Consider the following 24705-nt stretch of genomic DNA (forward strand, 5'->3'; position numbering starts at 1 on the left):
GGGCGCGATCCGGGGGGCGCGGGCTGACGAGCCGCCGAGCCCGTCAGCGCCGCGCGCGGTGCGACGCGGGCGCGTCCGGCGGCTCGTCGCTCCACTCGACCGCGATCGATTCCTCGTTCGCGCTCGCGGGGCGTTCCCACTCGGTGGTGATCGAGCCGCCGCTCATGGGCGGCTCGTCGCTCCACTCGACCGCGATGCTGTCGATGACGGTCGGGCTGCTCGCGGGGCCCACCGGGACCGTGGTGGGCCCGTTCTCGTCGTCCGGGGCGGCGGGCGAGCGCTGCCCGTGCAGCGTGATCGCGTCGGGATCGAGCGCGTGCGCGAACCGCGACGCGTACGGGGGCGGCTCGCGGCGCAGGAGGGCGAGCACGTCCTCGAGCATGCGGCGCGCGTCGGGGTAGCGCTGGTCGCGGTCGAAGGCGAGCGCGCGGTCGACGACGAGGCACACGTCGCGGGGCGCGTACGGCGCGCGCCGCGCGAGCGGCGGCGCCGGCTCCCGGCCCATCTTCAGCAGGAGGTCGAAGTCGGTGCTCGCCTCGTGCACGTGGCGGCCGGCGATCAGGCGGAACATGGTGGCGCCGACCGCGAACAGGTCGGCGCGGGCGTCGATGTCGCGGCCCTTGGCCTGCTCCGGCGGCATGTACGGCGTCGTGCCGAGCACGAGGCCCATCCGGGTGAGCTCCCCCTGGAGGCTGGAGTCCTGCCGGATCCGCGCGAGCCCGAAATCGAGGACCTTGATGCGCGGGCCGCCGGCGGGCGCGGGCGTGGACGCGGGGTCCTCGCGGACGACGTACAGGTTGGGCGGCTTGATGTCGCGGTGGATGATCCCCTGCGCGTGCGCCGCGCCGAGCGTGTCGAGCACCTGCGCGGCGAAGCCGAGCACCTCGGCGAGCGGCAGGCCGCCGAGGCGGCGCTCGCGCTCGGCGAGCGACTCGCCCTCGAGCAGCTCCATGACGAGGAACGGCGCGCCGTCCTCGGCGACGTCGATGTCGCGGATCTCGACGGCGCCCGGGTGGCGGAAGCGGTTGGCGGCCTGCGCCTCGCGCTCGAACCGGTCGCAGATCTCCTTCGACCTCGCGGCCTGCGGGTGGAGGATCTTGAGCGCGTCGCGGCGCCCGATGCGGTGGACGCCGACGTACACCGCGGCCATGCCGCCGGCGCCGAGCAGCCGCTCCAGCGTCCACTTGTTGCGGATCGTGGTCCCCACGCGTTGTAAGGCCGTATCGCTGCTCATGGGGTCCTTGCTGCGCCCATGGAAGCGGGGCGGGCGCACGCGGTCAAGCGTATGCTCTGCGCGCGGGGACGCGCGGGAAGGAGAGCGATGACGAAACCGGACAAGCAGAGCGGGCGGCGGTACACCGAGGCCGAGGTGCGGGCGATCCTGGAGCGCGCCCTCCGGGACGCGCAGGCGCGCGACGTCGGCCATGACGAGCTGGTCGCGGCCGCGGAGGAGATCGGCATCTCGCGGGGCGCGATCGAGGCCGCGTCGCGCGAGATCGAGCATGTCCGGGGCGAGGCGGAGGCGCGCGCGGCGATCCTCGCGCGCCGGCGCACGGGGTTCCGCTCGCACCTGTTCTCGTTCCTCGTCGTGAACGCGTTCCTCTTCGCGATCAACGCGCTCACGCCCGGGCCGTGGTGGTTCTTCTGGCCGCTGCTCGGCTGGGGCCTGGGGCTCGCCTTCCATGCGCGCGCCGGGCTCTCCAGCGACGTGTCCCCGCGGCAGCTCCGGCGGGAGGTCGAGCGCAGCGCCGCGCTGGCGCAGCGGGAGGAGCACCGGCGGCTGAAGGAGCGGCGCAGGATGGAGCAGATCGAGCGCAAGCAGCGCCTCGAGCGGAGCGCGGAGGAGCTCGGGCACGCCGTCGAGGAGGGCGTCGCGACGGTGCTGTCGCGGATCGCGCAGGAGATCCGCGGCAGCGCTCCGCCGCCGCCGCCGCCGGAGGACGCGCCGCGCGGGCGCCGGATCGCGCCGCTCGGCGCGGACGAGGCCGGGGTGGACGACGCGGAGTCCGAGGCGCTCGGCGCGGAGGAGGCGGCTCGCGCGGCCCGGCGCGGCCGCGGCGGGCGCTGAGGGCCGGGGGGGCAGGCCGCGCCGCCGCTCTCCCCCGCACGCGAGCGGCCTGCGCGCCTCCCAGGTGCTGTGGCGGCCGGCCCGCTTGCCGAGCTGGGCGGCGAGACGTATGGGACCATCACGGGCCCACTCCGGGAAAAGTAGGCTGTCCTCGAGGCACCCATCCATGCGAGCACGCAGCGCCGTCCCCTCTGTTCGAGAGCCGTGCTCGAGGCTGATCAGCCAGCTCGAGGAGGCGTGTCAGGCCAGCCGGAGCTCCAGCGTGCAGGTCGCCCTTCCTGCGCTCAAGAAGTGGATGGATGCGCTCACCCGAACCCTCCGGATCGCGGTGATCTATGGCGGCAACAGGTCCGAGCCCGACGCCGCGCTGTACTGGTCCACCAATCTCCGGCCGTGGAAGAGCTACTACGAGGTCGCCACCGACATCCAGCGCGCCCTCGAGCGGATCGGGTTCAGCGACGTGGCGCTCATTCCCGACGACATGAGGATGCCTGCGCGCCTGAAGGAATGCGGAGCCCATCTCGCCTGGATCAACTCGGCCGGGATGCAGGGAGAGAGCTCGATCTGCCATGCCGCGGCCACGCTCGAGATGCTGGGTATTCCCTACATCGGACACAGCCCCTTGGACGCGTCGCTGCTGGATTCCAAGGATTGCTTCAAGCGGCAGCTGGAGTCGCTCCGGATCGCCACGCCCGAGTTCGTGGTCTGGCACCCGCTCGACGGCGCGCCGGAAGGGCGGATCCGGGGCGCGTTCGAGAGCCATCCCGGTCCCTTCGTGGTGAAGCCGAGCACGGGGCGAGCGTCGCTCAACGTGCACTTCGTCGAGAAGAGGGAGGAGCTCTCCTCGTTCGTCAAGGAGGTGTTCGCCCTGACGCGCGCGAATGTCATCGTCGAGCGGTACATGAGCGGCCGGGAGTTCTGCGTGGCCGTCTGCGGCGGCATCCTGCACCGCGGTGGGATGTTCTTCGGCAGCCGCTATCCCCACGCGTTCTCCGCGCTGGAGCGCCGCTTCGAGCCCGGCGAGCGCATCTTCACCTCGATGGACAGGAGGGCCATCGACCACGACCGCGCGATGCCTATCCCGGACACGGACCAAGCCCTCAAGCAAGCCCTCTTGGCATTCGCTCGCGAGCTCTACTCGAGGCTCCGGCTGAGGTCGCCACGCGAGAGCCCGGGCTCGAACAGCCTCACCGCCGGGGTCATGGCGCCCCGGACGTCCGACGCCATCGTGCGCAGGTACGACTGGTTATGGAGGAGCAGCTCGCCGGTGATCGGGTGATAGGCCGCGCCTTGCGCGATATTCCTCGTCCGGAGCCTCTCGCCGCGCCATTCCGCCTCAAGGCCAAGATCGCGGCAGATCTCGCTTACCTTGCCCTTGTCCGAGGTGTTGAAGGACAGCTGCCAGCCCGAGACGATCGCCGATTTCAGATCCGTCGGCGGGTCGTAATTGCGGATGTAGAGGACCTTGCGGTCATGGAACCGCTCGAGGATCCTGGGATCCAGGCTCCTCTGGAAATTTCGGGAGCTGCAGACGAGCGTCTCCCCGTCCTTGCGCGGGGCCAGGTCACAGTAGAAGAAGACCATCATGGGCCACGAAGGCATGTAGGCCATCTCATGGTGCTGCGCGAGCTTCACTCCCGGCGGCGCATACGTGGATACATAGACGTCATCCGAGTACCGCTCCCGAGGGCCTGTTCCACCGATGTAGTCGAAGCGGATCTCGTCGGAAAGCAGGCCCACGAGCCGCCGGAAAGACGCGACGTCCAGATCGAAGCCGTGGAAGAGGATGCCCCCGTACTCCAGCGTCGCGTCGCCGATGAGCTGCTCGTGCTCCTGAATCCAGCGGGCGATGGATTCGGGAGTGCCGGTCGGCTCCAGCTGCAGGATAAAGCCGTGCTCAGGGAACCGGACCGAGCACCTGACACCGTCCAGCAGATCCTTGAACGGCGGAGCGATCTGCTTCTTTTGGTCTGGTTTCACGGTTTTTCTCGCGCCTCCTGGATCGCCTGCCATGCCAGGAAAAACGGGATCCGCCCGCGCGATCGGATCGCACGACTGCATCTGATGCATGGTGCGCCGATGCTTGCGGCGTCGATGCAGGCACGTACGCTTTGCGGCTCGCGCGGCACGGCGAGGCCGCGGCGGGCGCTGACGGCGTCGGGTGGCGCGAAAGCACAACCGAATGGCGCGTTTATGAACGCGCGCCCGGCGCCCCGCGCGTAGACATCCTCACGACGATCGCGCGACCGGCGCGCCCTTCGCTCACCCCGGCCGCGCGCCGACCCGCGGCGGCGGGCGGGCGCCGGGGCGCGCGCTCGCGCCGCCACAACGAGGGAGTACGCAGACCATGCTGAAGAACATCTTGATCGCTCTCGGCCTCGCCACCGCTCTTGCCGCCTGCATGGCCGAGCCGATGGAATCGGCACCTGAGGCCGAGGCGGCCGCCGGCGAGGAGGCCGTGGGCTCCGCCGAGCAGCCGCTGATGTCGACCGGCTTCACCCGAACCTACTACAGCGACAGCTCGTTCAAGACCCCGATCGGCGTCGAGACCCGCGACTGCGACCCCGATTATAATGAGTTCTTCGGAGAATCGTCGAGGTACTACAAGCAGCGTCGCTACAACTGCCCCGGCAGCACCATGCCCGGGCTGCCCTCGACGAACTGTTACATCTGCTACGACAACGCGGTCCCTGGCGGCCCGCCGTCCGTGGCGTGCGTCGGATCCTCGTGCCCGGCCTTCTGAGCGAGCTCGGCGCGGATTGAGCAGGTCTGGCGCGGACTGAGCAGGCTCAGCGCCGGAGCCCGGTGCTGCGCCGACCTGCGCCAGCCCCATGGCTCAGGTTGGCGCTGTCATGACGTCGGCACTCGGGGCGGCTGCGGCCTACGCGCGCTGGTGCGGACGGCGCGGGGGGGCGCCGCGCCGCGCGCGCTCCGGAGAGCGCGCGGAGGTGCGGGCCCCGCGAGCGCGGGGAGGCGGCTCGCGCCGAGCGCGAGGGGGTCGGCCGGGCGTGGCATGTCGAATGCGTTAGTCAGGCGAACGAGCTGACCAACCGACAACCCGAGCCCTCCGCGCCGGCGCTGAACGGCCGCTGCGCAGCGCGCTCCGCGCGCCGCGGCGCACAGCGCTCGATCGAAGGCGCGTGTCCGACGCCCGCCGATGATCTCTCTCGACGACTTGAAGAGCGCTTCCAGCATCGATGAGCTCCTGGCCGATCCGGTCGGCAGGTACTTCGTCGACCCCACGTTCGTCTTCTGGTACCCCGAGCGCGCCTTCAAAGGGTTCTCGCTGTGGGGGCGGCCGAGCGCCGACGACATCGAGCGCCTCAATCGGCTGAACGACGCGGTGCTGACGCCGCACGGCGGCCGTCACGTGTCGTTCGTCGACCTCCAGGGCCTCGAGGGCGCCGACCCGGCGGCGTTCGCGTCGATGGCGGCCTACCTCTCGGCGCGCTGGCAGCCGTTTCGCGAGCTGGTCGTACGGCAGGCGCTGGTGCGGCCGCCGGGGTTCGCCGGCGCCGTGGTCTCCGGCTTCTACGAGGTCCTGAAGCCTTCGTTCCCGGTCGCGGTGTTCGACGGCATCGGCGAGGCGCTCGCCTGGCTCGGCCAACGCGATCGCGAGGCGCTGGTCGGGCGCTTGATCGGGCTTCGGGACCAGGCCGACGGGGCCGCGAGCGTGCTCGGCTCGCTCCGGCGCTTGCTCTGCGCGTCGCCCTGTCGGCCCGCCCTGGCCGAGGCGGCGCGCGCGCTCCACCTCTCCGAGCGGTCGTTGCAGCGGCACCTGCGGCGAGCCGGCACGACGTTCCAGGCGGAGGTGAACGCCGCGCGGGTGCGCGTCGCCCAGGGGAGAATGCTCGCGGGCGACGACAGCCTGACGGCCATCGCGATCGACGTGGGCTGCGCGTCGGCGCAGCACTTCAGCGCCATGTTCCGCAAGGCGACGGGGCAGAGCCCGAGCGAGTGGCGGGCGCGGGCGCGCGGCGCGCCCCGCCGCGCCGCGCCCAGGAGCGTCGCCGCGTGACCCCTCCAGCTCAGGGAGCGTCCTCCCCGGGCTCCGTGCTCGGCGCGCCCTACTTCTGCCGCCGCTTCAGCGCATATCCATACTGGATCGGCCAGCGGGGCTCGCCGTCGAGCGCGCGCGCCGCCTTCTGCGCCCAATACGGCTCGCGCAGCAGTTCCCGCGCCAGGAACACGAGATCCGCGTCGCCGCTGGTGATGATCCGATCGGCCTGTTCGGGCTCGCAGATCATTCCCACGGCGCCCGTGAAGATCTCCGCCTCTTCCCGGATCTTGCGCGCGAACGGGACCTGGTAGCCCTTGGTCACGGGGATGGTGGCCTTTGGCACCAGGCCGCCGGAGGAGACGTCGATGAGATCGACCCCGCGCTCGCCGAGCTGCCGCGCCAGCGCCACCGAGTCGTCCGCGCCCCAGCCGCCCTCGACCCAGTCCGTCGCCGAGATGCGCACGAACAGGGGCAGCGACTCCGGCACGATGCGCCGGACCCGCTCGGCGACCTCGAGCACGAGGCGCATCCGGTTCACGAGGCTGCCGCCGTACTCGTCGTCTCGCTGGTTCGCGAGCGGCGAGAGGAACTCATGGAGCAGGTAGCCGTGCGCCGCGTGGATCTCGAAGACGCGGAAGCCGGCGGCGAGCGCGCGGAGCGCCGCGGCCTCGAAGGCGGCCTTGATCCCCTCGATGCCCGCGGCGTCGAGGGGCAGAGGGCTGGGGTCGCCGTCGGCGAACGGGATGGGGCTGGGCGCGACAACCGCCCAGCCCCCCTGCTGGAGGCCGAGCCGCGCGCCGCCCTTCCACGGAACGTCGCAGCTCGCTTTGCGCCCCGCGTGCGCGAGCTGGATGCCCGCGACCGCGCCCTGCTCGTGCACGAAGCGCACGATCCGGCCCAGGGCCCGGAGCTGCTCGTCCTCCCAGAGGCCGAGGTCGCCGGGCGTGATGCGCCCCTCGCGCGTCACCGCCGTCGCCTCGACCATGACCAGCGCCACCCCGCCGGCGGCCCTGCTGCCGAGGTGGACCAGGTGCCAGTCGTTGGCCAGCCCCTCTCTCGCGGAGTACTGGCACATCGGCGACATGGCGACGCGGGAGCGCAGCGTCACGCCGCGGATCTCGATCGGGCTGAGCAGATCGATCTCCGGGACATCGAAGTCATGCACGGCATCGGTCACGCTGCCGTGCGCCCGCTCGCGGCTGTCGCGGTGCGGTTCTGCCATGGTGATCGCTGCCTGGGGCGCCGCACCCCCGGATGGCAACGGGGGCCCGCCAGGATCGGGCCGCGCGCTGGCTCCGCTACTCGGAGCGCTGCGGCGGCTTGCGGCTCCCGGGCAGGTACGCGGAGGCGTCGGGCTTGCGGCCGGACGAGGAGGTCACGGCAAACTTCGCCTCGGAGCCCAGCACCAGCCCGCCCCGCGCGATCAGCCAGCTCCGGAGCACCCCGACGACCCAGGCCACGACGACCTCGTGAACCGGAGCGCGGAGGAGCTCGGGCACGCCGTCGAGGAGGGCGTCGCGACGGTGCTGTCGCGGATCGCGCAGGAGATCCGCGGCAGCGCTCCGCCGGCGCCGCCGGAAGACGCGCCGCGCGGGCGGCGGATCGCGCCGCTCGACGCGGACGAGGCCGGGGTGGACGACGCGGAGTCCGAGGCGCTCGGCGCGGAGGAGGCGGATCGCGCGGCCCGGCGAGGCCGCGGCGGCGGGCGCTGAGGGCGGGGGGGCAGGCCGCGCCGCCGCTCTCCCCCGCACGCGAGCGGCCTGCGCGCCTCCCAGGTGCTGTGGCGGCCGGCCCGCTTGCCCAGCCGGGCGGCGAGACGTATGGGACCATCACGGGCCCACTCCGGGAAAAGTAGGCTGTCCTCGAGGCACCCATCCATGCGAGCACGCAGCGCCATCCCTCGTGTTCGAGAGCCGTGCTCGAGGCTGATCAGCCAGCTCGAGGAGGCGTGTCAGGCCAGCCGGAGCTCCAGCGTGCAGGTCGCTCTCCCCGCGCTCAAGAAGTGGATGGATGCGCTCACCCGAACCCTCCGGATCGCGCGGGGGTATGTTCTTCGGCAGCCGCTCTCCCCACGCGTTCTCCGCGCTGGAGCGCCGCTTCGAGCCCGGCGAGCGCATCTTCACCTCGATGGACAGGAGGGCCATCGACCACGACCGCACGATGCCTATCCCGGACACGGACCAAGCCCTCAAGCGGGCCCTCTTGGCATTCGCTCGCGAGCTCTACTCGAGGCTCCGGCTGAGGTCGCTGATCCGGATCGACCTGCGCGCCGACGAGCATGGGCGTCTTTACGTCCTCGAGGCCGATCGACTGCTCGATCAGGGCGCCGCTATCGCCGTAAAAGGCGTTGGTGCTCTGCTCGTCCGGCGCGAGCGTCAGGATGGCGCTCCTCTGCTCACGCGAGAGCCCGGGCTCGAACAGCCTCACCGCCGGGGGTCATGGCTCCCCGGACGTCCGACGCCATCGTGCGCAGTACGACTGGTTATGGAGGAACAGCTCGCCGGTGATCGGGTGATAGGCCGCGCCTTGCGCGATGTGCCTCGTCCGGAGCCTCTCGCCGCGCCATTCCGCCTCAAGGCCAAGATCGCGGCAGATCTCGCTTACCTTGCCCTTGTCCGAGGTGTTGAAGGACAGCTGCCAGCCCGAGACGGTCGCCGATTTCAGATCCGTTGGCGGTCGTAATTGCGAATGTAGAGGACCTTGCGGTCATGGAACCGCTCGAGGATCCTGGGATCCAGGCTCCTCTGAAAATTTCAAGAGTGGCACCGCGACTTCGTCTGATCCGTGCGGTGACGTCGAACAGCGCAATGTGGGGCGTAACGGCAACCCACAGCCAAACGCATGTCAACCAGCACGTGCAGTATGGCTGTACGCTGGGACGGCCGCTACGAGAGCTTGACTTTCGGATCGAGTTTGGATTTCATAGCATATCGAGAGGATTGGAGGATGGCATGCGGTACGCAGGGGGCGCGGCCCCGGACATCGGCCCCGCGACCCTGAACCCGGACATCGGCCCCGCGACCCTGAAGCGGATCACCCGTCACCTGATGCCGCTCTTCTGCCTGATGTACCTGATCGCGTACATCGACCGGCAGAACGTCTCCTACGCCAAGCTGGAGATGGTGGGCGCCCTGGGCCTCACCGAAGCCGCCTACGGCCTCGGCGCCTCGCTGTTCTTCCTCGGCTACTTCCTGTTCGAGGCGCCGGCCAACCTGATCCTCGTCCGCGTCGGCGCCCGGGTCTGGTTCAGCCGGATCATGGGCACCTGGGGTCTCGTCACCATCGCGCTGGGGTTCACCCAGAGCCCGGCCATGTTCTTCGTCCTGCGCTTCCTGCTGGGCGTGGCGGAGGCCGGGTTCTTCCCGGGCGTGCTCTATGTCCTGACCCTCTGGTACCCGCAGGCGCACCGCGCCCGCATGATCGGCGCCTTCATGATGGCCAGCGCCGTGGCCAACGCGGTGGGCTCGGTCATCGGCGGCGCGCTGCTCGACCTCGACGGCCTCCTGGGATTGGCTGGCTGGCAGTGGGTGTTCGTGGCCACCGGCGCTCCCGCCGTCCTGCTCGCGCCCTACGTCCTCTGGCGCCTGCCGAGCCACCCCGAGCAGGCCCGCTTCCTCACCCCCGACCAGAAGGCCTGGCTCGCCAGGACCCTCGCCGCGGAGCCCCGCCAACAGGCGGAAGGCTCCCCCTGGCGGGCCTTGCTGGATATACGAGTGATGGCGCTCGCCGGCCTGTATGTCGGTTTGCCGCTCGGCGCTTACGGCCTCAGCTACTGGCTGCCCACCCTCGTGAAGGGCTTCGGCGCCTCCAACATCCAGAACGGCTTCATCAACGTCATCCCCTGGGTCTTCGTCGCCTTGGCGCTCTGGTGGGTGCCGCGCCATGCCGCCCGCAACGGCGTCAGCGCCTGGCACATCTCCGGCCCCATGCTGCTGGGCGCCCTCACCCTGGTGCTGAGCGTGGTGATGCCGGGCGCAGCGCCCAAGTTCGCCCTGCTGTGCGTCGCCGCCGCCGCCATCTTCGCCGGCCAGCCGGTGTTCTGGAGCGTGCCCCAGAAGATCCTCGCGGGCCCGCACGCCGCCGCCGGCATCGCCGCCATCAACTCGGTGGGCAACCTCGGCGGATTCGTGGTCCAGAACGTGGTGCCGCGCATCTACGACGCGACCGGCAGCCAGCTCGCCCCCATGCTGTTCCTGGCCGGCTGCCTCATCATCGCCGGCGTCAGCATCCAGGTGCTCGTCCCCCGGCTGGCAGACTGGTAGGGCGCCGGCGGAATCAGCCGGACGCGCCGAGCGTGCCGGTGGCGAACGCCCTCTTCCGCGTTCGCCCTGCAATTCGCATTTCAGGACGATCGCCGAGCATGTCCGCTGGGGAATCCTGGAGGCCGGCGGCTTCCCCCTCGAATTCCCGGTGGTGTAGCTCGGCGAGACGATGCTCCGCCATGGCAGATCTCGACGCCGGGGCGACCGGCACCATGCCGAGCGCTCTCTCGCCGGATCTCATCAAGCCGGTGGTGGAGCATCACCGGGCCGGGCGGCGCAAGGAGGCGGCCGCGGAATACGCGCGCATTCTCCCCCTCATCAACTACGAGAACCGCCAATGCGGCCTGCGCGCCGCCAAGGCGGCGATGGCCGAAGGCGGCGTGATCCGCAGCGGCCTGGCCGTGGCGGACCGCCGGCAAGCTGCATGATGAGACGAAGGACGGCTCCTGGATCGACGATCCACCACGCCGGCCGCGTGGACCGGCTTAGAAGATGCCGGTCTGGGGCAAGAGCGGCGAAAAACCGACAGATATCAACCTCACGAAGCAGGTCCTTGTCGCTATGGAGGGCACGAGGCCTGTGAATGCGACCTTGATGTCCCGCGGAGAGGCCGAGCTCGGCGACGAGGAGCTTGACATTCGGATACCTTTTTGATTTCCTAGCCCCTCTGCTCCTCGGAACGCCTGAGGCATAGTTTTGCACACCGCCTGCAGCGCGCTGCGCGACCCGTGCGTCGGCACGCGCCGATTGCATAGGACACCACGGTGACAATGCAAAAATTCGCCAAGGCACTCATAGCGCGGTCTACGGAATTCGAGTTTGGCTCTTACGCGCGTTGGAGGTCCTCATGCACCTAAAGAACTTGCCTGCTGTCCTTTCGTTCTCGGTCATCTCAGTCCTCCCCGCCGCGGTGTATGCCAGCGACCCCGCTAACCTTCCCGTTCCGCCTGCGGGTTTCGATGCCAGGAACCCCAGCATTCCCCATGGGAAGTTGGACGTCTCCGTCAGCTATCCGACCCGGAACTACGGAATGCGGAAGGTGACGGTTTATACGCCGCCGGGGTATTCGACGGACCAGAAATATCCTGTCGTTTACCTGCATCATGGAATCGGCGGCAATGAGGTTTCCTGGATCGGCCAGGGGAGCAACGAAGGCAATGCCGACAACATCATGGACTATCTGTACTCGAAGAGTATGGCCAAACCCATGATCGTTGTGATGCCCAGCGGCAAGATGGACGGAGCGGACGATTTCGCGCGCTTCGCAAATTTCGGGGACGTCCTGCTCCACGACCTGATCCCCTGGGTCGAGAAGACGTATTCCGCCGCGACGGATGCCGATTTGCGGGCCATCTCCGGCCTGTCAATGGGCGGGGGGCAAACCTTCAACTTCGGGTTCCCCAATACCGATGTTTTTCACTACATCGGGCCGTATTCGGCTGCGCCCAATACCCAGCAGCCAAGTCAGACCATCCGGGATGTGGCTGCGGTCAAGGACAACGTGAAGCTCATCTTCATCTCTTGCGGGAGTACGGACGGGCTGATCGGCAATAGCAAAAATTATCACGACTTCCTGGACGCGAACAACATCGACCATATTTACCAGATCGAGCCGAACGAAGGCCATACCAAGACCGTCTGGAACCGCAGCTTTTACAACTTCGCCCAACGCATTTTCCTCGACGATGGCGCGACGGGCGGCGGCGGGGGGGGCGGCGGCGGGGCGGCCGGCGGCGGGGGGGGCGGCGGTGGAGCGGGCGGCGGCGGGGCGGGCGGGGCCTCGGGCGACGGCGGTAGTGCAGGGGACGGCGGCGGAAACGGCGGGGGCGCGACCGGAGGTGATGCCGTCACGACAGGCGGTTCTCAGGCGACTGGCGGGCAGGTCGCGAGCAGTGGGAGCAGCGGCACCGACGAAGGTACGCCCTCGACGAACGACTCTGGCTGCAGCTGCTCGGTCCCCGGGTCCAAACCCGGATCGCCGCCTTGGCACTTCGGGCTCTATCTTGCGGCAATCGGCGCCGTCCTCTTCAGAGCGCGAGCAAGACGGAATCGAGGCTGATCGGTCGAGCGTCGCTCGGGCTCGTACAGCGTCGCGCCTCGCCGACCGATGGCTGCTGGAGCGGGGGGCACGAGGCCGAGCGCGCTCAGATCGAGCAGCGATCGAGGCGCTCCGCCCAAGCACCCGATGACGCGCCGACGCGGGGCCCGCCAGGATCGGACCGCGCGCTGGCTCCGCTACTCGGAGCGCTGCTCGCCGAGCGGCGCCTCGCCGGATTCAGGGCCGAGCCGCTCGACCTCGCCCCAGAGGGCGTCGAGGTCGAGCGTGAGCCCCTCGAGGCCAGGCACGCCGGAGACCACGCCGTCCGCCGCGGCGCGCGCGTGCACGTAGCGGCCGTCCGCGCCGAGCTCCAGGAGATCGACCGTCGCTGCCTGCGGGTCGATGAGCCAGTACCAGCGCACCCCGAAGAGCGCGTATTCGTGCAGCTTCTCCACGCGGTCCCGGCGCGCGTCGCGCGGCGACGGAGAGAGCACCTCGACCATGATGTCGGGCGGGACGCGGATCAGGCCGCGGCGCGGCGGCTTGCGGCTCCCGGGCAGGTACGCGGAGGCGTCGGGCTTGCGGCCGGACGAGGAGGTCACGGCAAACTTCGCCTCGGAGCCCAGCACCAGCCCGCCCCGCGCGATCAGCCAGCTCCGGAGCACCCCGACGACCCAGGCCACGACGACCTCGTGAACCGCGTCCGGCACCTCTTCCTCCGCGAGCACGCCGTCCACGAGCTCGCCAGGCTCGTCTTCCGGCAGGCGGGTCCAGTCGGCCAGGGTCAGCCTCGGCCCGGCCGGCGCCTCGCTGACCGCGCTCTGCCCGATGACGACTGCGCTCTGCATCATGACGACGGGTCCAGCGTAGCACGCCGTTGCCGGTCTCCCGGGAGCATCGTCCGGGCCCCGCGGCGGCCCGGCGCGCTCCGCCTCCCGCTTCCGCCCCTCGGCCGCCCCGGCTACCCTCGGCGGGATGTTTCACCCCGTCGTCGACCGGTGGTTCCAGGGGCGCTTCGGCGCCCCCGCCCCCGCGCAGGAGCGCGCCTGGCCGGTCATCGCGGCCGGCCGCGACACGCTGATCTGCGCGCCGACCGGCGCCGGCAAGACGCTCGCCGCCTTTCTCTTCTGCCTCGACCGGCTCGTCCGCGACGCGGCGCGGGGCGCCCTCGAGGACCGCACCGACGTCCTGTACATCTCGCCGCTCAAGGCGCTCTCCCACGACGTCCACCGCAACCTCGAGCAGCCCATCGCCGAGATCTCGGCGGCCATGCGGGAAGCGGGCCTGCCCGCGCCGGGCATCCGCGCCGTCGTGCGCACCGGCGACAGCCCGGCGCAGGAGCGGCGCGCCATGGCCGCCCGGCCGCCGCACGTGCTCGTCACCACGCCGGAGTCGGCGTTCATCCTGCTGACGAGCGAGTCGGGGCGGCGCGCGCTCGCCGGGGTGCGCACCGTCATCGTCGACGAGGTCCACGCCGTCGCCGGGGACAAGCGCGGCGCCCACCTCGCGCTCACGCTCGAGCGGCTCGAGGACCTCGTGACCTCCCGCGGCGGCGCCCGGCCGCAGCGCGTGGGCCTCAGCGCCACGGTGCGCCCGATCGAGATCGCCGCCCGCCTCGTCGCCGGCGCGCGCGAGCTGCCCGAGATCGTCGACGTCGGGCAGCGGCGGGACCTCGACCTCGCCGTCGAGGTGCCCCGCGACGAGCTCGGCGCGGTCTGCACGAACGAGCAGTGGGCCGAGATCTACGACCGCATCGCGGCGCTCTCGGGGGAGGCGCGCTCGACCCTGGTCTTCGTCAACACGCGCCGCCTGGTCGAGCGGGTCGCGCACGCGCTCGCCGAGCGGCTCGGCGAGGACGTCGTCGCGGCCCACCACGGCAGCCTCTCGCGGGCCCGGCGGCTCTCGGCCGAGCGGCGGCTCAAGGCGGGGGAGCTCCGCGTCGTGGTCGCGACCGCGTCGCTCGAGCTCGGCATCGACGTGGGCGCGGTCGACCTCGCCTGCCTCGTGGGCTCGCCGCGGTCGATCAACGTCGCCCTCCAGCGCATCGGCCGCTCGGGCCACGCGCTCGCCGCGACGCCGCGCGGGCGGCTCTTCCCGCTGACGCGCGACCAGCTCGTCGAGTGCGCGGCGATCGTGCGCGCGGCGCGGCGCGGGGAGCTCGACCGGATGACGTCGCGCGAGGGGCCGCTCGACGTGCTGGCGCAGCAGATCATCGCCGCGTGCGCGTGCGAGGAGCGGGACGAGGAGGGGCTCTACGCGCTCGTGCGCCGGGCCGCGCCGTACGAGGGCCTGTCGCGCCGCGAGTTCGACGCGATCGTGGCCATGGTGTCGGGCGGCGCCGCGGGCTCCGGCGGCGAGGGCGCGTCCGCGGCCCGGGGCGCGCGGCAGCGGGCCGGGTCGCTCGTCTACCGCGACGCCATCGGGGGCCGGCTGCGCGGGCGGCGCGGCGCGCGGCTCGCGGCGCTCACGTCGGGCGGGGCGATCCCGGACCTCGCGGCCGTCGACGTGGTGCTCCAGCCCGACGGCACGAAGGTCGGCACGCTCGACGAGGACTTCGCGATCGAGTCGTCCGCGGGCGACGTGTTCCTGCTGGGCAACACCTCGTGGCGCGTGCTCCGGCTGGAGGGCGGGCAGATGTGGGTCGAGGACGCCCACGGCGCCGCGCCGACGGTGCCGTTCTGGCTCGGGGAGGCGCCCGCGCGCACGCCGGAGCTCTCGGCCGAGGTCGCGGCGCTCCGCGCCGAGGTCGCCGCGCGGCTCGAGGAGGAGCGGGCCGAGGTCGGCCGGCCGGGGGCGCGGCGCGGCGAGGGCGGCGGCGAGGACGCGCGCGCGGCGAGGTCGCGGGCCGCGCGCTGGCTCATGCAGGAGTGCGCGCTCGACGCGCGCGGCGCGCTGCTCGTGCGCGACTACATCGAGGCGGGGCGCGCGGCGCTCGGCGCGGTCCCGGGCGGCGCGACCGTGGTGGTCGAGCGCTTCTTCGACGAGGCCGGGGGGCAGCAGATCGTCGTGCACACGCCGCTCGGCGGCAAGGTGAACCGCGCGCTCGGGCTCGCGCTCCGCAAGCGCTTCTGCCGCTCGTTCGACTTCGAGCTCCAGGCGGCGGCGACCGACGACGGCGTGCTGCTGTCGCTGTCGGCGGAGCACGGGCTGCCGATCGAGGACGTGCTCGATCTCGTCCGCCCCGAGGGCCTCGAGGAGGTGCTGGTCCAGGCGGCGCTCCAGGGCCCGATGTTCCGCACGCGCTTCCGCTGGGCCGCGTCCCGCGCGCTCGCGCTGCTCCGCTTCCGGGGGGGCCGGCGGGTGCCGCCGGCGCTCCAGCGCATGCGCGCCGACGACCTCCTGCTCTCGATCTTCCCCGAGCAGCAGGGGTGCCAGGACAACCACGGGCTCTTCGCGCACGTCGAGCCGCCGGACCACCCGCTCGTCCGCGAGGCGCTGCGCGACTGCCTGACCGAGCTCATGGACGTCGAGGGGCTGCGCGGCCTGCTCGTCGGCCTGCGCAGCGGGGCGATCCGGGTCGTCGCGCTCGACACGCCGGAGCCGAGCGTCTTCTCGCACGAGATCCTGAACGCGAACCCCTACGCGTTCCTCGACGACGCCCCGCTGGAGGAGCGGCGGGCCCGCGCGGTCCGGGTGCGGCGCGGGCTCCCGGCGGAGGTCTCCGAGCGGCTGGGCGGGCTCGATCCCGAGGTCATCGCCGAGGTCGTCGCCGAGGCGCGGCCGGACGTGCGCGACGCGGACGAGCTGCACGAGCTCCTGCTCGACCGGGTCGCGCTCCCCGCCGAGGAGGGGCTCCGGGGCGGCTTCGCGCGGCTCTTCGAGGCGCTCTGCGCCGCGGGCCGGGCGGCGGAGGTGCGCGCCGCGCGCGACGCCGGCGCGGGGGCGCCGGCCGCGCCGCGCTGGGTCGCGACGGAGCGGCGGCCGCTCGTCGAGGCGATCTGGCCGGGGGCCGTGTTCGCGCCCGACGTCGCCGTGCCGCCCGCCCTGCGCTCCGAGGGCGGGGGCGAAGATCGCGGCGCCGCGATCACGGCGCTGGTGCGCGGCTTCCTGAGCGCCGCGGGGCCGGTCTCGACCGCGGAGCTCGCGCGGCGGCTCGACGTGCCCACGGACGAGGCGCTGTCCGCGCTGGCGCGGATCGAGCTCGCGGGCGGCGCCCTGCGCGGGCGCTTCCTGAGGGGCGCGCCGGCGCAGGGCGCGGCGGGCGATCTGTGCGATCTGTCGATCGAGTGGTGCGACCGCCGCCTCCTCGCGCGCATCCACCGCCGCACCGTCACGGGCCTGCGCAAGGCGATCGAGCCGGCGACCGCGGCGGAGCTCATCCGGTTCCTCCTCGCGTGGCAGGGCGTGGCGCGGGGCACCCAGGCGCGCGGGCCGGGGGGCCTCGGGCGGGTGATCGAGCAGCTGCAGGGCTTCGAGCTCGCCGCCGGGGCGTGGGAGAGCGAGGTGCTGCCCGCGCGCGTGGCCGGTTACGACGAGGGGCTGCTCGACGCGCTCTGCCTGTCCGGCGAGGTGGCCTGGGGCCGCGTGGTCCCGCGCGACGCGTCGGCGCCCACGCGCGCGGCGCCGATCACGCTGGCCCTGCGGCGCGATCTCTCGTGGCTGCTCGCGCCGCGGGAGGCCGAGGGCGAGCCGCCGCCGGCGTCGCTCTCGGAGCCGGCGCAGGGCGTGCTGTCGTTCCTCGCGCGCGCGGGCGCGTCGTTCTTCGACGACATCGCCGCGGGCGCGGGCCGGTCCCGGGCCGAGGTCGAGGAGGCGCTCTGGGAGCTCGTCGCCGCCGGGCTCGTGACCGGCGACGGCTTCGCGGCGCTGCGCTCGCTGCTCGGCGGCGGCGCCGCGGCGACCGTCGCGCTGGGCGCCGGACGGCTGCGGGGCGGGTCGCGCCGGGCGGGGCCGGTCGCGTCGGGCCGGTGGTCGCTCCTGCGGGCGCGCCCGGACGCGCCCGCCGCCGGCGGGGACGGGGCCGACGGCCTCGACGTGGTCGAGGCGCTCGCGCACCAGTACCTCCGCCGCTACGGCGTGGTCTGCCGCGAGCTGCTCGCACGCGAGCCGCGGCCGCCGGCGTGGCGCGATCTCCTGCGGGTCTACCGGCGGCTCGAGATGGCGGGGCAGATCCGGGGCGGCCACCTCATCGCCGGCTTCGTGGGCGAGCACTTCGCGCTGCCCGAGGCGCTCGACGGGCTCCGCGCCGTCCGGCGGGAGCCCCCGTCCGGCGAGATCGTCCAGCTGTGCGCGTGCGATCCGCTGAACCTCGTGGGCATCGTCACGCCGGGGCCGCGCATCCCGGCCGCGCTCGGTCACGTGGTGATCTACCGCGATGGGGTGCCGCTCGCGCCCATCGCCCCGGCGGCGGGCGAGCGGCCCCGGGCGCAGGCCGCGTTCTCGCGAGCAGCGGTGTGAGCTCTCCGCCGCGCTCCTCGCCTCCTCCGCTACAGCGTTGAGCGGCGGCCCGCGGATTCAAAGGAACCTCGCGGCCGCGCCGTTTATATACTCGAGGGATGCGTTCACTCAACCATGACACTCATGTTCGCGCCCTCGTGCTGCTCTCGATCGCCACCCTCGGCGCCGCGGCCTGCTCGCCCAAGGTGAGGAATTACGGCGATGGAAGCGGCGGTGTCGGCGAGGGGGGCGGCGGTGGCGGCGCGGGCGGGCGCGAGCCGGCCGCCGGCGGCGGCGGAGACGGTGGGGGCGGCGGCAGCGGCGGCGAGGGGGGCGCCGCGGCGGAACCGGGGCGGCTCCAGTGGGCGATCCAGATCGGCGAGAACGGCTTCGACTGGGCCACGAGCGTCGCCGTGGACCCCGAGGGGAATCCGATCGTCATCGGGCGGTTCTCCGGCGCGATCGATCTCGGCGGCGGCCCGATCGTCGCGCAGGACGGCTCCGCGTCGTACCTCGCGAAGTTCGATCGCGACGGCAAGCACCTCTGGAGCAGGTCGTTCGGCCTGAGCCTCGCCGGCGGCCAGCACGTCGCGCACGGCCCCGGCGGAGGGCTCTTCGTGGGGGGGAGCTATTTCCAGAACCTCGATTTCGGTGGCGGTCCGCTGCCCCAGAGCAACGGCGGGCTCGGGCTCGCCAGGTTCGACGGCGGCACCGGCGACCACGTCTGGAGCAAGGGGTTCGGCGATCAGTACGTGAAGGAGCTCGAGTACGTCGCCGTCGACGGGCAGGGAGCGGTCCTCATCTCCGGAACCCTCGGCGGCACGGCCGATTTCGGCGGCGGGCCGGTCGGCGACGCCATCAGCGGCAATGCGGTCTATGTCGCGAAGCTGGACGCGGACGGCAATCACGCCTTCACGCTCTACATCGATGATGGCAGGGCGTCGCTCGCGGCCGGCGGGCTGGCCGCGGACGCGGAGGGCAACGTCGCGATCGCGGGCACGTTCGACCAGAGCTTCAACCTCGACCCGACGAGCGCGCCGCCCCTCGTCTCCAAGGGTGGACGCGATATCTTCTTTGCCAAGGTCGGGCCGAAGGGCGGGCTGCTCTGGCAGAAGGCGTTCGGCAACAGCCTTTACGACGCGGCCTCTCAAGTGGCCTTCGACGCAGCAGGCGACGTGTTCCTGGCCGGGATGTTCCAGGGGAGCGTCGATTTCGGCGGCGGGCCGCTCGTCGCGCTCGGCACGAAGCCGAACTTCTTCGTCGCCAAGTTCGACCCGGCGGGAAACCATCTTTACAGCCGTGGGTTCGGCGACTCCGAGCTGCAGGAGGTCGCCTCGCTCGCCGTGGATCCGGCGGGCAACGCGGTCATCACGGGGACGTTCCTCGGGAGCATCGATTTCGACGGCACCGTGCTCGAGAGCCAGGGCACGAAGGAGGATCGCAACGGCTATCTCAGCGGCGGAGACATCTTCATCGCGAAGCTCGGGCTCGACGGCAAGCACCTCTTCAGCCGCCAGATCGGCGATCCCGACATGCAGATGGGGACAGGGGTGGCCCTCGGCCCCAAGGGCGAGGTGTTCGCCGTCGGGGGGTTCCGCGGAACCGTGGATTTCGGCGGCGGCCCCGTGACCACGCGCGGCGACGCCGACGGGTATCTGGTGAAGCTCGACCCCTGAGCGACGCCCGGCGCGGGAGCCGCCGCGCCGCCGCTCGGCCGGAGCCCGCGCCCGGCTCCGAGCGCCGCGGCGCGGGCCGCCTGCGCTCCGGCGATCGCGGCCCCGGCGTGCCTGAGCGCACGTTGCGCCCCAACGCTGATGCGTCAATATCCGTTCGCTGCACGCGCTCGGGGGGGCGTTCCTGGTCATCTGAGGCCGCCGACATGTGGATTGCCCATCCAGCGCTCTGCCAACCCTCCAACCAACCCTCCAACTCGGTCAGCTGTTCCCGCAGTCAGCTCAGGGTGTTCTGGACATCCTGGGCCGCGCTCCTGGTGGTGCTTCTGCAGTGCGCTGCGTGCGGCAAGGAGGCAGCGTCCCAGCCGGAAGGCGCGAAGGGGGCGAAGGCCGCGCCGAGCGCCAAGGAGGTGACGCTCGCGCCGGTGACGGAGCTCGTCGTTGAACAAACCATCGACATTTCAGGGACCCTGGACGCCGATGAGCAGGTGACGGTCGGGGCCAAGGTGCCAGGCCGCCTCGCGTCGATCGCGGTCGATCTGGCGAGCCCGGTCAAGAAAGATCAGGTCGTCGCCCAGCTGGAGACGAGGGATTACGAGCTGCGCATCGAGCAGGCCGCGGCCGCGCTGGCGCAGAGCCGCGCTCAGCTCGGGTTGCCTCAGGACGGGCCCGATGAGGAGCTCGACGTCGAGAGCGTCGCGATCGTGAGGGAGGCCCTCGCGACGTTCAAGGAGGCGCAGGCCAACCAGGTGCGCGCGCGGAGCCTCGCCAAGGAAGGGCTGATGTCGGGCATGGACCTCGACGCGGCCGAGGCCGCGGCGGTCCGCGCGGAGACGGCCGTGCAGTCGGCGCGCGAGGAGGTGCGGATCCGCCAGGCGGCGGTGCGCCAGCGGCGCTCGGAGCTGCGCATGGCGCGGCAGCAGCTCGCGGACGCCCTGGTGCGGTCGCCGATCGACGGCGTCGTCCAGGCGCGGCGGGCGAGCGCGGGCCAGTTCCTCGCCGCGGGGGCGCCGATCGCGGACATCGTCCGCATCGACCCGCTGCGGCTGCGCGTGGCCATCCCGGAGACCGAGGCCGCCGGCGTGCGCGCCGGGCAGCAGGTGCGCGTCACCGTCCCGGGGGACAGCGCCGTCTACGCGGGGACGGTCGCGCGCCTCGCGCCCGCGATCGATCCGCAGAGCCGCACCCTGCTCGTGGAGAGCGACATCAAGAACCCCGGCCACCTGCGGCCGGGCAGCCTGGTCACCGCGCAGATCGTGGTGACCGCGAAGCCGGCGCCGTCGGTGCCCGCGACGGCCATCGTCCGGTTCGCCGGCCTCGCGAAGGTGATCACAATCGAGGACGGCAAGGCGAAGGAGAAGCAGGTCGTCACCGGGAAGACCGCGGAGGATCGCGTCGAGATCGTCTCCGGCCTCGCGGTGGGCGAGTCGGTCGTCGCCCGCCCCGGCTCGCTCCAGCAAGGGCAGCCGGTGCGCGTGGTGGAGGGGAGTTAGATGCAAGCGCTCGCCAGGATCTGCATCCAGCGGCCCGTGTTCGCCGCGATGCTGGGGCTCGCCCTCATCGTCGTCGGCGCCGTGGCGTATTTCCGGCTGGGCGTGGATCGCTTCCCCGCCGTGGACCTGCCGACGGTCTCGGTCCGCACCACGCTCCCTGGCGGCGCGCCCGAGGACGTCGAGGCGGAGATCACCGAAGAGATCGAGGAGGCGGTCAACACGGTCGAGGGGATCACCGAGCTCCGCTCGATCTCGACGAGCGGCAGCTCCGTCGTCATCGCCACCTTCAACCTCGACCGGGACGTCGACTCGGCGGCGCAGGACGTGCGCGATCGCGTGCAAGCGGCGCTGCGCCGCCTGCCCGTGGGCACGGATCCGCCCGTCATCGCGAAGCAGGACAACGACTCGACCCCCGTGATGACGATCGCCCTCTCCGCCGATCGCTCGATCCGGGAGCTCACCGAGATTGCCGACAAGCTCGTGCGCGTGCAGCTCGAGCGCTCCTCGGGCGTCGGCGAGGTGCGCGTCGTCGGCGGGCAGGAGCGCGCGATCAAGATCTGGCTCTCCGCCGATCGGCTCGCCGCCTACGGCCTCCCGATCACCGCCGTCCGCGAGGCCATCGTCCAGCAGAACGCGAACATCCCGGCGGGCAACGTCACCGGCAAGGAAGAGGAGCGGACGCTGCGCACGATGGGTCGCCTCGAGCACGCGGGCGACTTCAACAACCTGGTCGTCGGGAGCGTCGACGGGAGGCCCATCCGGGTGCGCGACATCGGCCGCGCCGAGGACGGCACCTACGAGCAGCGGTCGCTCGCGCGCCTCGACGGGAGGCCCACGGTCGTCCTCGACGTCGTGCGGCAGTCGGGCGCGAACACGGTCGCGGTGATCGAGGCCGTGAAGGCGAACGTGGCGAAGCTCTCCGACCAGCTGCCCTCGGACGTGAAGCTCGAGGTGATCCGCGACCAGTCGGGCTACATCTACACCGCGCTGCACGAGATCAACGTGCACCTCGTCCTCGGCAGCTTCCTGGCGTGCGCGGTCGTGCTCCTGTTCATGAGGTCGTGGCGGTCCACGATCATCGCGGGGGTCGCGATCCCGACGTCGGTCGTGGCGACGTTCGGCATGATGTGGGCGCTCGACTTCACGCTGAACAGCGTGACGATGCTGGCGCTCGTCCTGATGGTGGGCATCGTCATCGACGACGCCATCGTCGTCCTCGAGAACATCTTCCGCTTCGTCGAGGAGAAGAAGATGGACTCCTTCGAGGCGGCCAGGGCCGCCACGCAGGAGATCGGGCTGGCCGTGCTCGCGACGACGCTGTCGCTCGTCGTCATCTTCGTCCCCGTGTCGTTCATGTCGTCGATCTCCGGGCGGTTCTTGTTCCAGTTCGGGATCACGGCCACGGTCGCGATCCTCGTGAGCCTGCTCGTCAGCTTCTCGCTGACCCCGATGATGAGCGCGCGCCTGCTCCGCAAGGAGGCGAGCCGCGCTCACGGGTCGGGCGAGGCGGGCGGCGGGGGCGAGGCGGCGACGCGCACGGGCTTCTACGGGCGGCTCGAGGCCAAGTACATGGGCGCCCTCGCGTTCGCGATGCGGCACCGCGCGCTCGTCGCCACCTTCGCCGTCCTCGTGACGGCCTCGGCGGTGCCGCTCTACGGGCTCGTGAAGCAGGAGTACATCCCCTCCGGCGCGGACGACGCGGAGTTCGAGATCCGCGTCACGGGTCCGCTCAGCGCCAGCATCGGCGCGATGGACGACGTGATGCGGCGGATCAGCGACGACGTCCGCTCGGTGCGCGGGGTGCGCAGCGTGCTCGCCACGGCGGGCGGCGGCTTCGTGGGCGGCGTCAGCTCGGGCGAGGCGTTCGTCCGCATCGCCCCGCACGACGAGCGCACGTTCTCACTGACGCGGCTGTTCCGGGAGACGTTCTCCGGAAACCCGCTCCGCGCGTTCAAGGACAACTACTCGCAGAGCGAGGTGATGCAGGAGGTGCGGCGCAAGCTGCGCAAGTACACCGATCTCCGGATCTCGGTCCGCAACGTGCCGTCGTTCAACATCGGCGGCGGGAACTTCGAGATCGACTTCGCGATCCAGGGTCCGGACATCGAGGCGCTCGAGCGCTACGCGAACGAGCTCCGGGAGCGGTCCGCGCAGCTCGGCGGCATCGTGGACGCGGACGTGACGCTGAAGATCGACCGGCCCGAGCTGCGGGTGATCATCGATCGCGAGCGCGCCGCGGCGCTCGGGGTCCGGACGCAGGACATCGCGAGCGCGCTGCGCCTGATGGTGGGAGGCGATCAGGAGGTCTCGCGCTTCCGCGACGATGAGGCCAACGAGAACTACGACGTGCAGCTCCGGCTCGTCGAGGAGGATCGCGATCAGCTGGCGGCCGTCCGCCGGCTCTACGTGCCGCGGACGGCGCGGCCGCAGGCGGGCAGCGCTGGCGCCGCGGCGGGCGCGCCGCTGCTCCGGGGCGACCTGGTGCGCCTCGACAACCTGGTGCGCATCGAGGAGGCGAAGAGCCCGTCGCGCATCGATCGGCTGGATCGCCAGCGGGTCTCGAGCTTGCGGGCCGGCGTGGCGCCCGGCTACGCGCTGGCCGACCGGCTCGAGGCGCTGCGCGGCGCGGCGCGGGAGATGGACATGCCGTCGGCGTACACGACCAGCGTGCGCGGCCGCGGCGCGGAGCTGGAGCGCACGTTCGGGGAGTTCATCTGGGCGTTCCTCCTGTCGATCGTGCTCATGTACATGATCCTGGCGTCGCAGTTCGAGAGCCTCGTGCACCCGGTCACGATCCTGCTCTCGCTGCCGCTGTCGGTGCCGTTCGCGCTGCTGAGCCTGTGGGCGACCGGGAACACGCTGAACCTCTACTCGGCGCTCGGCTTCCTCGTGCTGTTCGGCGTCGTGAAGAAGAACTCGATCCTCCAGGTCGATCACATGAACAAGCTCCGCGCCGAGGGCATGCCGCGGGCGGAGGCGATCCTCCACGCGAACCGCGATCGGCTGCGGCCGATCCTGATGACGACGTTGGCCCTGGTCGCGGGCATGCTCCCGCTCTGGCTGGGCACGGGGCCTGGGGCCGAGGAGCGCCACACGATCGCGGTGGTGGTCATCGGCGGCCAGTCGCTGAGCCTGCTCCTCACCCTGATCGTCACGCCGGTCTCGTACTCGCTGCTCGACGATCTCGCGCACAGCGAGCGCTGGGGGCGCGTCCGGGCGCGCATCGGCGCCTTGCACGAGCGGACGTCCGCGCGGCTCGGGCGGCTCTTCGCGCGCGCGCGCAGGTCGACGTAGGCCGGGCGGGGCGGTCGGCCCGGGGGCGCCTCAGCCCTTCGCGAGCCCGAGCGCGGCCACGGTCACCGCGCCCCAGCCGGCGAGGAAGAACAGCCCGCCGAGCGGCGTGACCGCGCCGAGGACGCGGACGCCGGTCAGGGTCATCACGTAGAGGCTGCCGGAGAAGAGGAGCACGCCGGCCGCGAAGCAGAAGCCGGCGGCCGTCGCCGCTGCCCCGCCGGTGCGCGCGGCGAGGTGGGCGGCGAGCGCGAGCGCGAGCGCGTGGACGAGGTGGTAGAGCGAGCCCGTCTGCCACCACGACGCGCGCAGCGCGCCGTCCGGCAGCGCGTCGAGCTTCGCCTTGAGGGCGTGGGCGCCGAAGGCGCCGAGCGCCACCCCGAGGAACCCGTAGACACCGGAGAGCAGGAAGAAGAGCCGTTCCATCGGACGCGGAGCTTAGCCCAACGCCGGAGCGCGTCACGAGGCGCGCGCGGCTCCGACGCAACTGCGGCGCGCGCGCGT

Annotated in this window: 17 protein-coding genes and 2 pseudogenes; 13 read left to right on the plus strand and 6 right to left on the minus strand. The window is 72.0% G+C overall.

All coding sequences use genetic code 11. The features are described from left to right. Positions 1 to 43: 43 nt before the first annotated feature. A complete protein-coding gene (locus WMF20_RS16535) occupies positions 44 to 1234 on the minus strand; it encodes a serine/threonine-protein kinase (protein ID WP_437614744.1) in 1191 nt (396 codons plus the stop codon). An 87-nt stretch (positions 1235 to 1321) separates the two neighbouring features. Between WMF20_RS16535 and WMF20_RS16540 the strand changes: the two genes are divergently transcribed. Further along, positions 1322 to 2068 (plus strand): 2TM domain-containing protein, encoded by a 747-nt coding sequence (locus WMF20_RS16540; protein WP_437614746.1) that lies wholly within the window; start codon positions 1322 to 1324, stop codon positions 2066 to 2068. Between the two features lie 166 nt (positions 2069 to 2234). Further along, the gene (locus tag WMF20_RS16545; protein ID WP_437614748.1) at positions 2235 to 3347 is read left to right on the plus strand and encodes a D-alanine--D-alanine ligase family protein; all 1113 of its coding nucleotides are present in this window, start codon (positions 2235 to 2237) and stop codon (positions 3345 to 3347) included. A gap of 20 nt (positions 3348 to 3367) precedes the next feature. Here WMF20_RS16545 and WMF20_RS16550 read toward each other — a convergent pair. Further along, positions 3368 to 4138: pseudogene (locus tag WMF20_RS16550) on the minus strand (TauD/TfdA family dioxygenase); the annotation flags it as partial. Positions 4139 to 4481: 343 nt separating this feature from the next. On the opposite strand from WMF20_RS16550, the gene WMF20_RS16555 reads away from it, so the two are divergent. Both WMF20_RS16555 and WMF20_RS16560 read left to right on the plus strand, forming a co-directional pair. Beyond that, positions 4482 to 4811: a DUF6289 family protein gene (locus WMF20_RS16555; RefSeq protein WP_437614750.1), complete on the plus strand. Its 330-nt coding sequence runs from the start codon at positions 4482 to 4484 to the stop codon at positions 4809 to 4811. Between the two features lie 432 nt (positions 4812 to 5243). Beyond that, positions 5244 to 6086 (plus strand): helix-turn-helix transcriptional regulator, encoded by an 843-nt coding sequence (locus WMF20_RS16560; RefSeq protein ID WP_437614752.1) that lies wholly within the window; start codon positions 5244 to 5246, stop codon positions 6084 to 6086. A 49-nt stretch (positions 6087 to 6135) separates the two neighbouring features. Here the strand turns inward: WMF20_RS16560 and WMF20_RS16565 are convergent, their stop codons facing one another. Together WMF20_RS16565 and WMF20_RS16570 are read right to left on the minus strand one after the other, a co-directional pair. Continuing rightward, positions 6136 to 7290, minus strand: coding sequence for an NADH:flavin oxidoreductase/NADH oxidase (locus WMF20_RS16565; RefSeq protein ID WP_437614755.1), 1155 nt, complete (start codon positions 7288 to 7290; stop codon positions 6136 to 6138). A 76-nt stretch (positions 7291 to 7366) separates the two neighbouring features. Continuing rightward, on the minus strand, positions 7367 to 7528 hold the full coding sequence (locus WMF20_RS16570; RefSeq protein WP_437614757.1) for a hypothetical protein: 162 nt from the start codon (positions 7526 to 7528) through the stop codon (positions 7367 to 7369). A gap of 9 nt (positions 7529 to 7537) precedes the next feature. Between WMF20_RS16570 and WMF20_RS16575 the strand changes: the two genes are divergently transcribed. From WMF20_RS16575 to WMF20_RS16595, 5 genes and pseudogenes are all read left to right on the plus strand, one after another. Beyond that, positions 7538 to 7780 (plus strand): hypothetical protein, encoded by a 243-nt coding sequence (locus WMF20_RS16575; RefSeq protein ID WP_437614759.1) that lies wholly within the window; start codon positions 7538 to 7540, stop codon positions 7778 to 7780. A 334-nt stretch (positions 7781 to 8114) separates the two neighbouring features. Then, a complete protein-coding gene (locus WMF20_RS16580) occupies positions 8115 to 8750 on the plus strand; it encodes a hypothetical protein (RefSeq protein ID WP_437614762.1) in 636 nt (211 codons plus the stop codon). A 269-nt stretch (positions 8751 to 9019) separates the two neighbouring features. Then, positions 9020 to 10330 carry an MFS transporter gene (locus WMF20_RS16585; RefSeq protein ID WP_437614764.1) on the plus strand — a complete coding sequence of 437 codons (1311 nt, stop codon included), beginning with the start codon at positions 9020 to 9022 and terminating at the stop codon, positions 10328 to 10330. Between the two features lie 179 nt (positions 10331 to 10509). Then, positions 10510 to 10722: pseudogene (locus WMF20_RS16590) on the plus strand (dihydrodipicolinate synthase family protein); the annotation flags it as partial. Between the two features lie 455 nt (positions 10723 to 11177). Continuing rightward, complete coding sequence (locus WMF20_RS16595; RefSeq protein WP_437614766.1) at positions 11178 to 12389, plus strand: alpha/beta hydrolase; 1212 nt, start codon at positions 11178 to 11180, stop codon at positions 12387 to 12389. A 176-nt stretch (positions 12390 to 12565) separates the two neighbouring features. Here the strand turns inward: WMF20_RS16595 and WMF20_RS16600 are convergent, their stop codons facing one another. Further along, the gene (locus WMF20_RS16600; RefSeq protein ID WP_437614768.1) at positions 12566 to 13219 is read right to left on the minus strand and encodes a Uma2 family endonuclease; all 654 of its coding nucleotides are present in this window, start codon (positions 13217 to 13219) and stop codon (positions 12566 to 12568) included. Positions 13220 to 13343: 124 nt separating this feature from the next. On the opposite strand from WMF20_RS16600, the gene WMF20_RS16605 reads away from it, so the two are divergent. The 4 genes from WMF20_RS16605 to WMF20_RS16620 all read left to right on the plus strand — a co-directional run bounded on the left by WMF20_RS16605 (position 13344) and on the right by WMF20_RS16620 (position 24204). Next, on the plus strand, positions 13344 to 17765 hold the full coding sequence (locus tag WMF20_RS16605; RefSeq protein ID WP_437614770.1) for a DEAD/DEAH box helicase: 4422 nt from the start codon (positions 13344 to 13346) through the stop codon (positions 17763 to 17765). Between the two features lie 98 nt (positions 17766 to 17863). Further along, positions 17864 to 19420, plus strand: a complete 1557-nt coding sequence (locus WMF20_RS16610; RefSeq protein WP_437614772.1) for a hypothetical protein — start codon at positions 17864 to 17866, stop codon at positions 19418 to 19420. Between the two features lie 284 nt (positions 19421 to 19704). Next, a complete protein-coding gene (locus WMF20_RS16615; RefSeq protein WP_437614774.1) occupies positions 19705 to 20910 on the plus strand; it encodes an efflux RND transporter periplasmic adaptor subunit in 1206 nt (401 codons plus the stop codon). After that, positions 20911 to 24204 (plus strand): efflux RND transporter permease subunit, encoded by a 3294-nt coding sequence (locus tag WMF20_RS16620; protein ID WP_437614776.1) that lies wholly within the window; start codon positions 20911 to 20913, stop codon positions 24202 to 24204. Positions 24205 to 24234: 30 nt separating this feature from the next. On the opposite strand, the gene WMF20_RS16625 is transcribed toward WMF20_RS16620, so the two are convergent. Then, positions 24235 to 24627 carry a DUF423 domain-containing protein gene (locus tag WMF20_RS16625; protein ID WP_437614778.1) on the minus strand — a complete coding sequence of 131 codons (393 nt, stop codon included), beginning with the start codon at positions 24625 to 24627 and terminating at the stop codon, positions 24235 to 24237. Between the last annotated feature and the right edge of the window lie 78 nt (positions 24628 to 24705).

Origin of the sequence: Sorangium sp. So ce834, from assembly GCF_051521425.1 — a bacterium.
Classification (GTDB): Bacteria; Myxococcota_A; Polyangia; order Polyangiales; family Polyangiaceae; genus Sorangium; species Sorangium cellulosum_D.

Bases quoted from the DNA above. Each gene is read 5' to 3' on its own strand.
- WMF20_RS16565 (WP_437614755.1), bottom strand. From the start codon at position 7,290: ATGGCAGAACCGCACCGCGACAGCCGCGAGCGGGCGCACGGCAGCGTG.
- WMF20_RS16620 (WP_437614776.1), top strand. From the start codon at position 20,911: ATGCAAGCGCTCGCCAGGATCTGCATCCAGCGGCCCGTGTTCGCCGCG.
- WMF20_RS16535 (WP_437614744.1), bottom strand. From the start codon at position 1,234: ATGAGCAGCGATACGGCCTTACAACGCGTGGGGACCACGATCCGCAAC.
- WMF20_RS16540 (WP_437614746.1), top strand. From the start codon at position 1,322: ATGACGAAACCGGACAAGCAGAGCGGGCGGCGGTACACCGAGGCCGAG.
- WMF20_RS16580 (WP_437614762.1), top strand. From the start codon at position 8,115: ATGTTCTTCGGCAGCCGCTCTCCCCACGCGTTCTCCGCGCTGGAGCGC.
- WMF20_RS16595 (WP_437614766.1), top strand. From the start codon at position 11,178: ATGCACCTAAAGAACTTGCCTGCTGTCCTTTCGTTCTCGGTCATCTCA.
- WMF20_RS16585 (WP_437614764.1), top strand. From the start codon at position 9,020: ATGCGGTACGCAGGGGGCGCGGCCCCGGACATCGGCCCCGCGACCCTG.
- WMF20_RS16545 (WP_437614748.1), top strand. From the start codon at position 2,235: ATGCGAGCACGCAGCGCCGTCCCCTCTGTTCGAGAGCCGTGCTCGAGG.
- WMF20_RS16600 (WP_437614768.1), bottom strand. From the start codon at position 13,219: ATGATGCAGAGCGCAGTCGTCATCGGGCAGAGCGCGGTCAGCGAGGCG.
- WMF20_RS16610 (WP_437614772.1), top strand. From the start codon at position 17,864: ATGCGTTCACTCAACCATGACACTCATGTTCGCGCCCTCGTGCTGCTC.
- WMF20_RS16605 (WP_437614770.1), top strand. From the start codon at position 13,344: ATGTTTCACCCCGTCGTCGACCGGTGGTTCCAGGGGCGCTTCGGCGCC.
- WMF20_RS16555 (WP_437614750.1), top strand. From the start codon at position 4,482: ATGGAATCGGCACCTGAGGCCGAGGCGGCCGCCGGCGAGGAGGCCGTG.
- WMF20_RS16625 (WP_437614778.1), bottom strand. From the start codon at position 24,627: ATGGAACGGCTCTTCTTCCTGCTCTCCGGTGTCTACGGGTTCCTCGGG.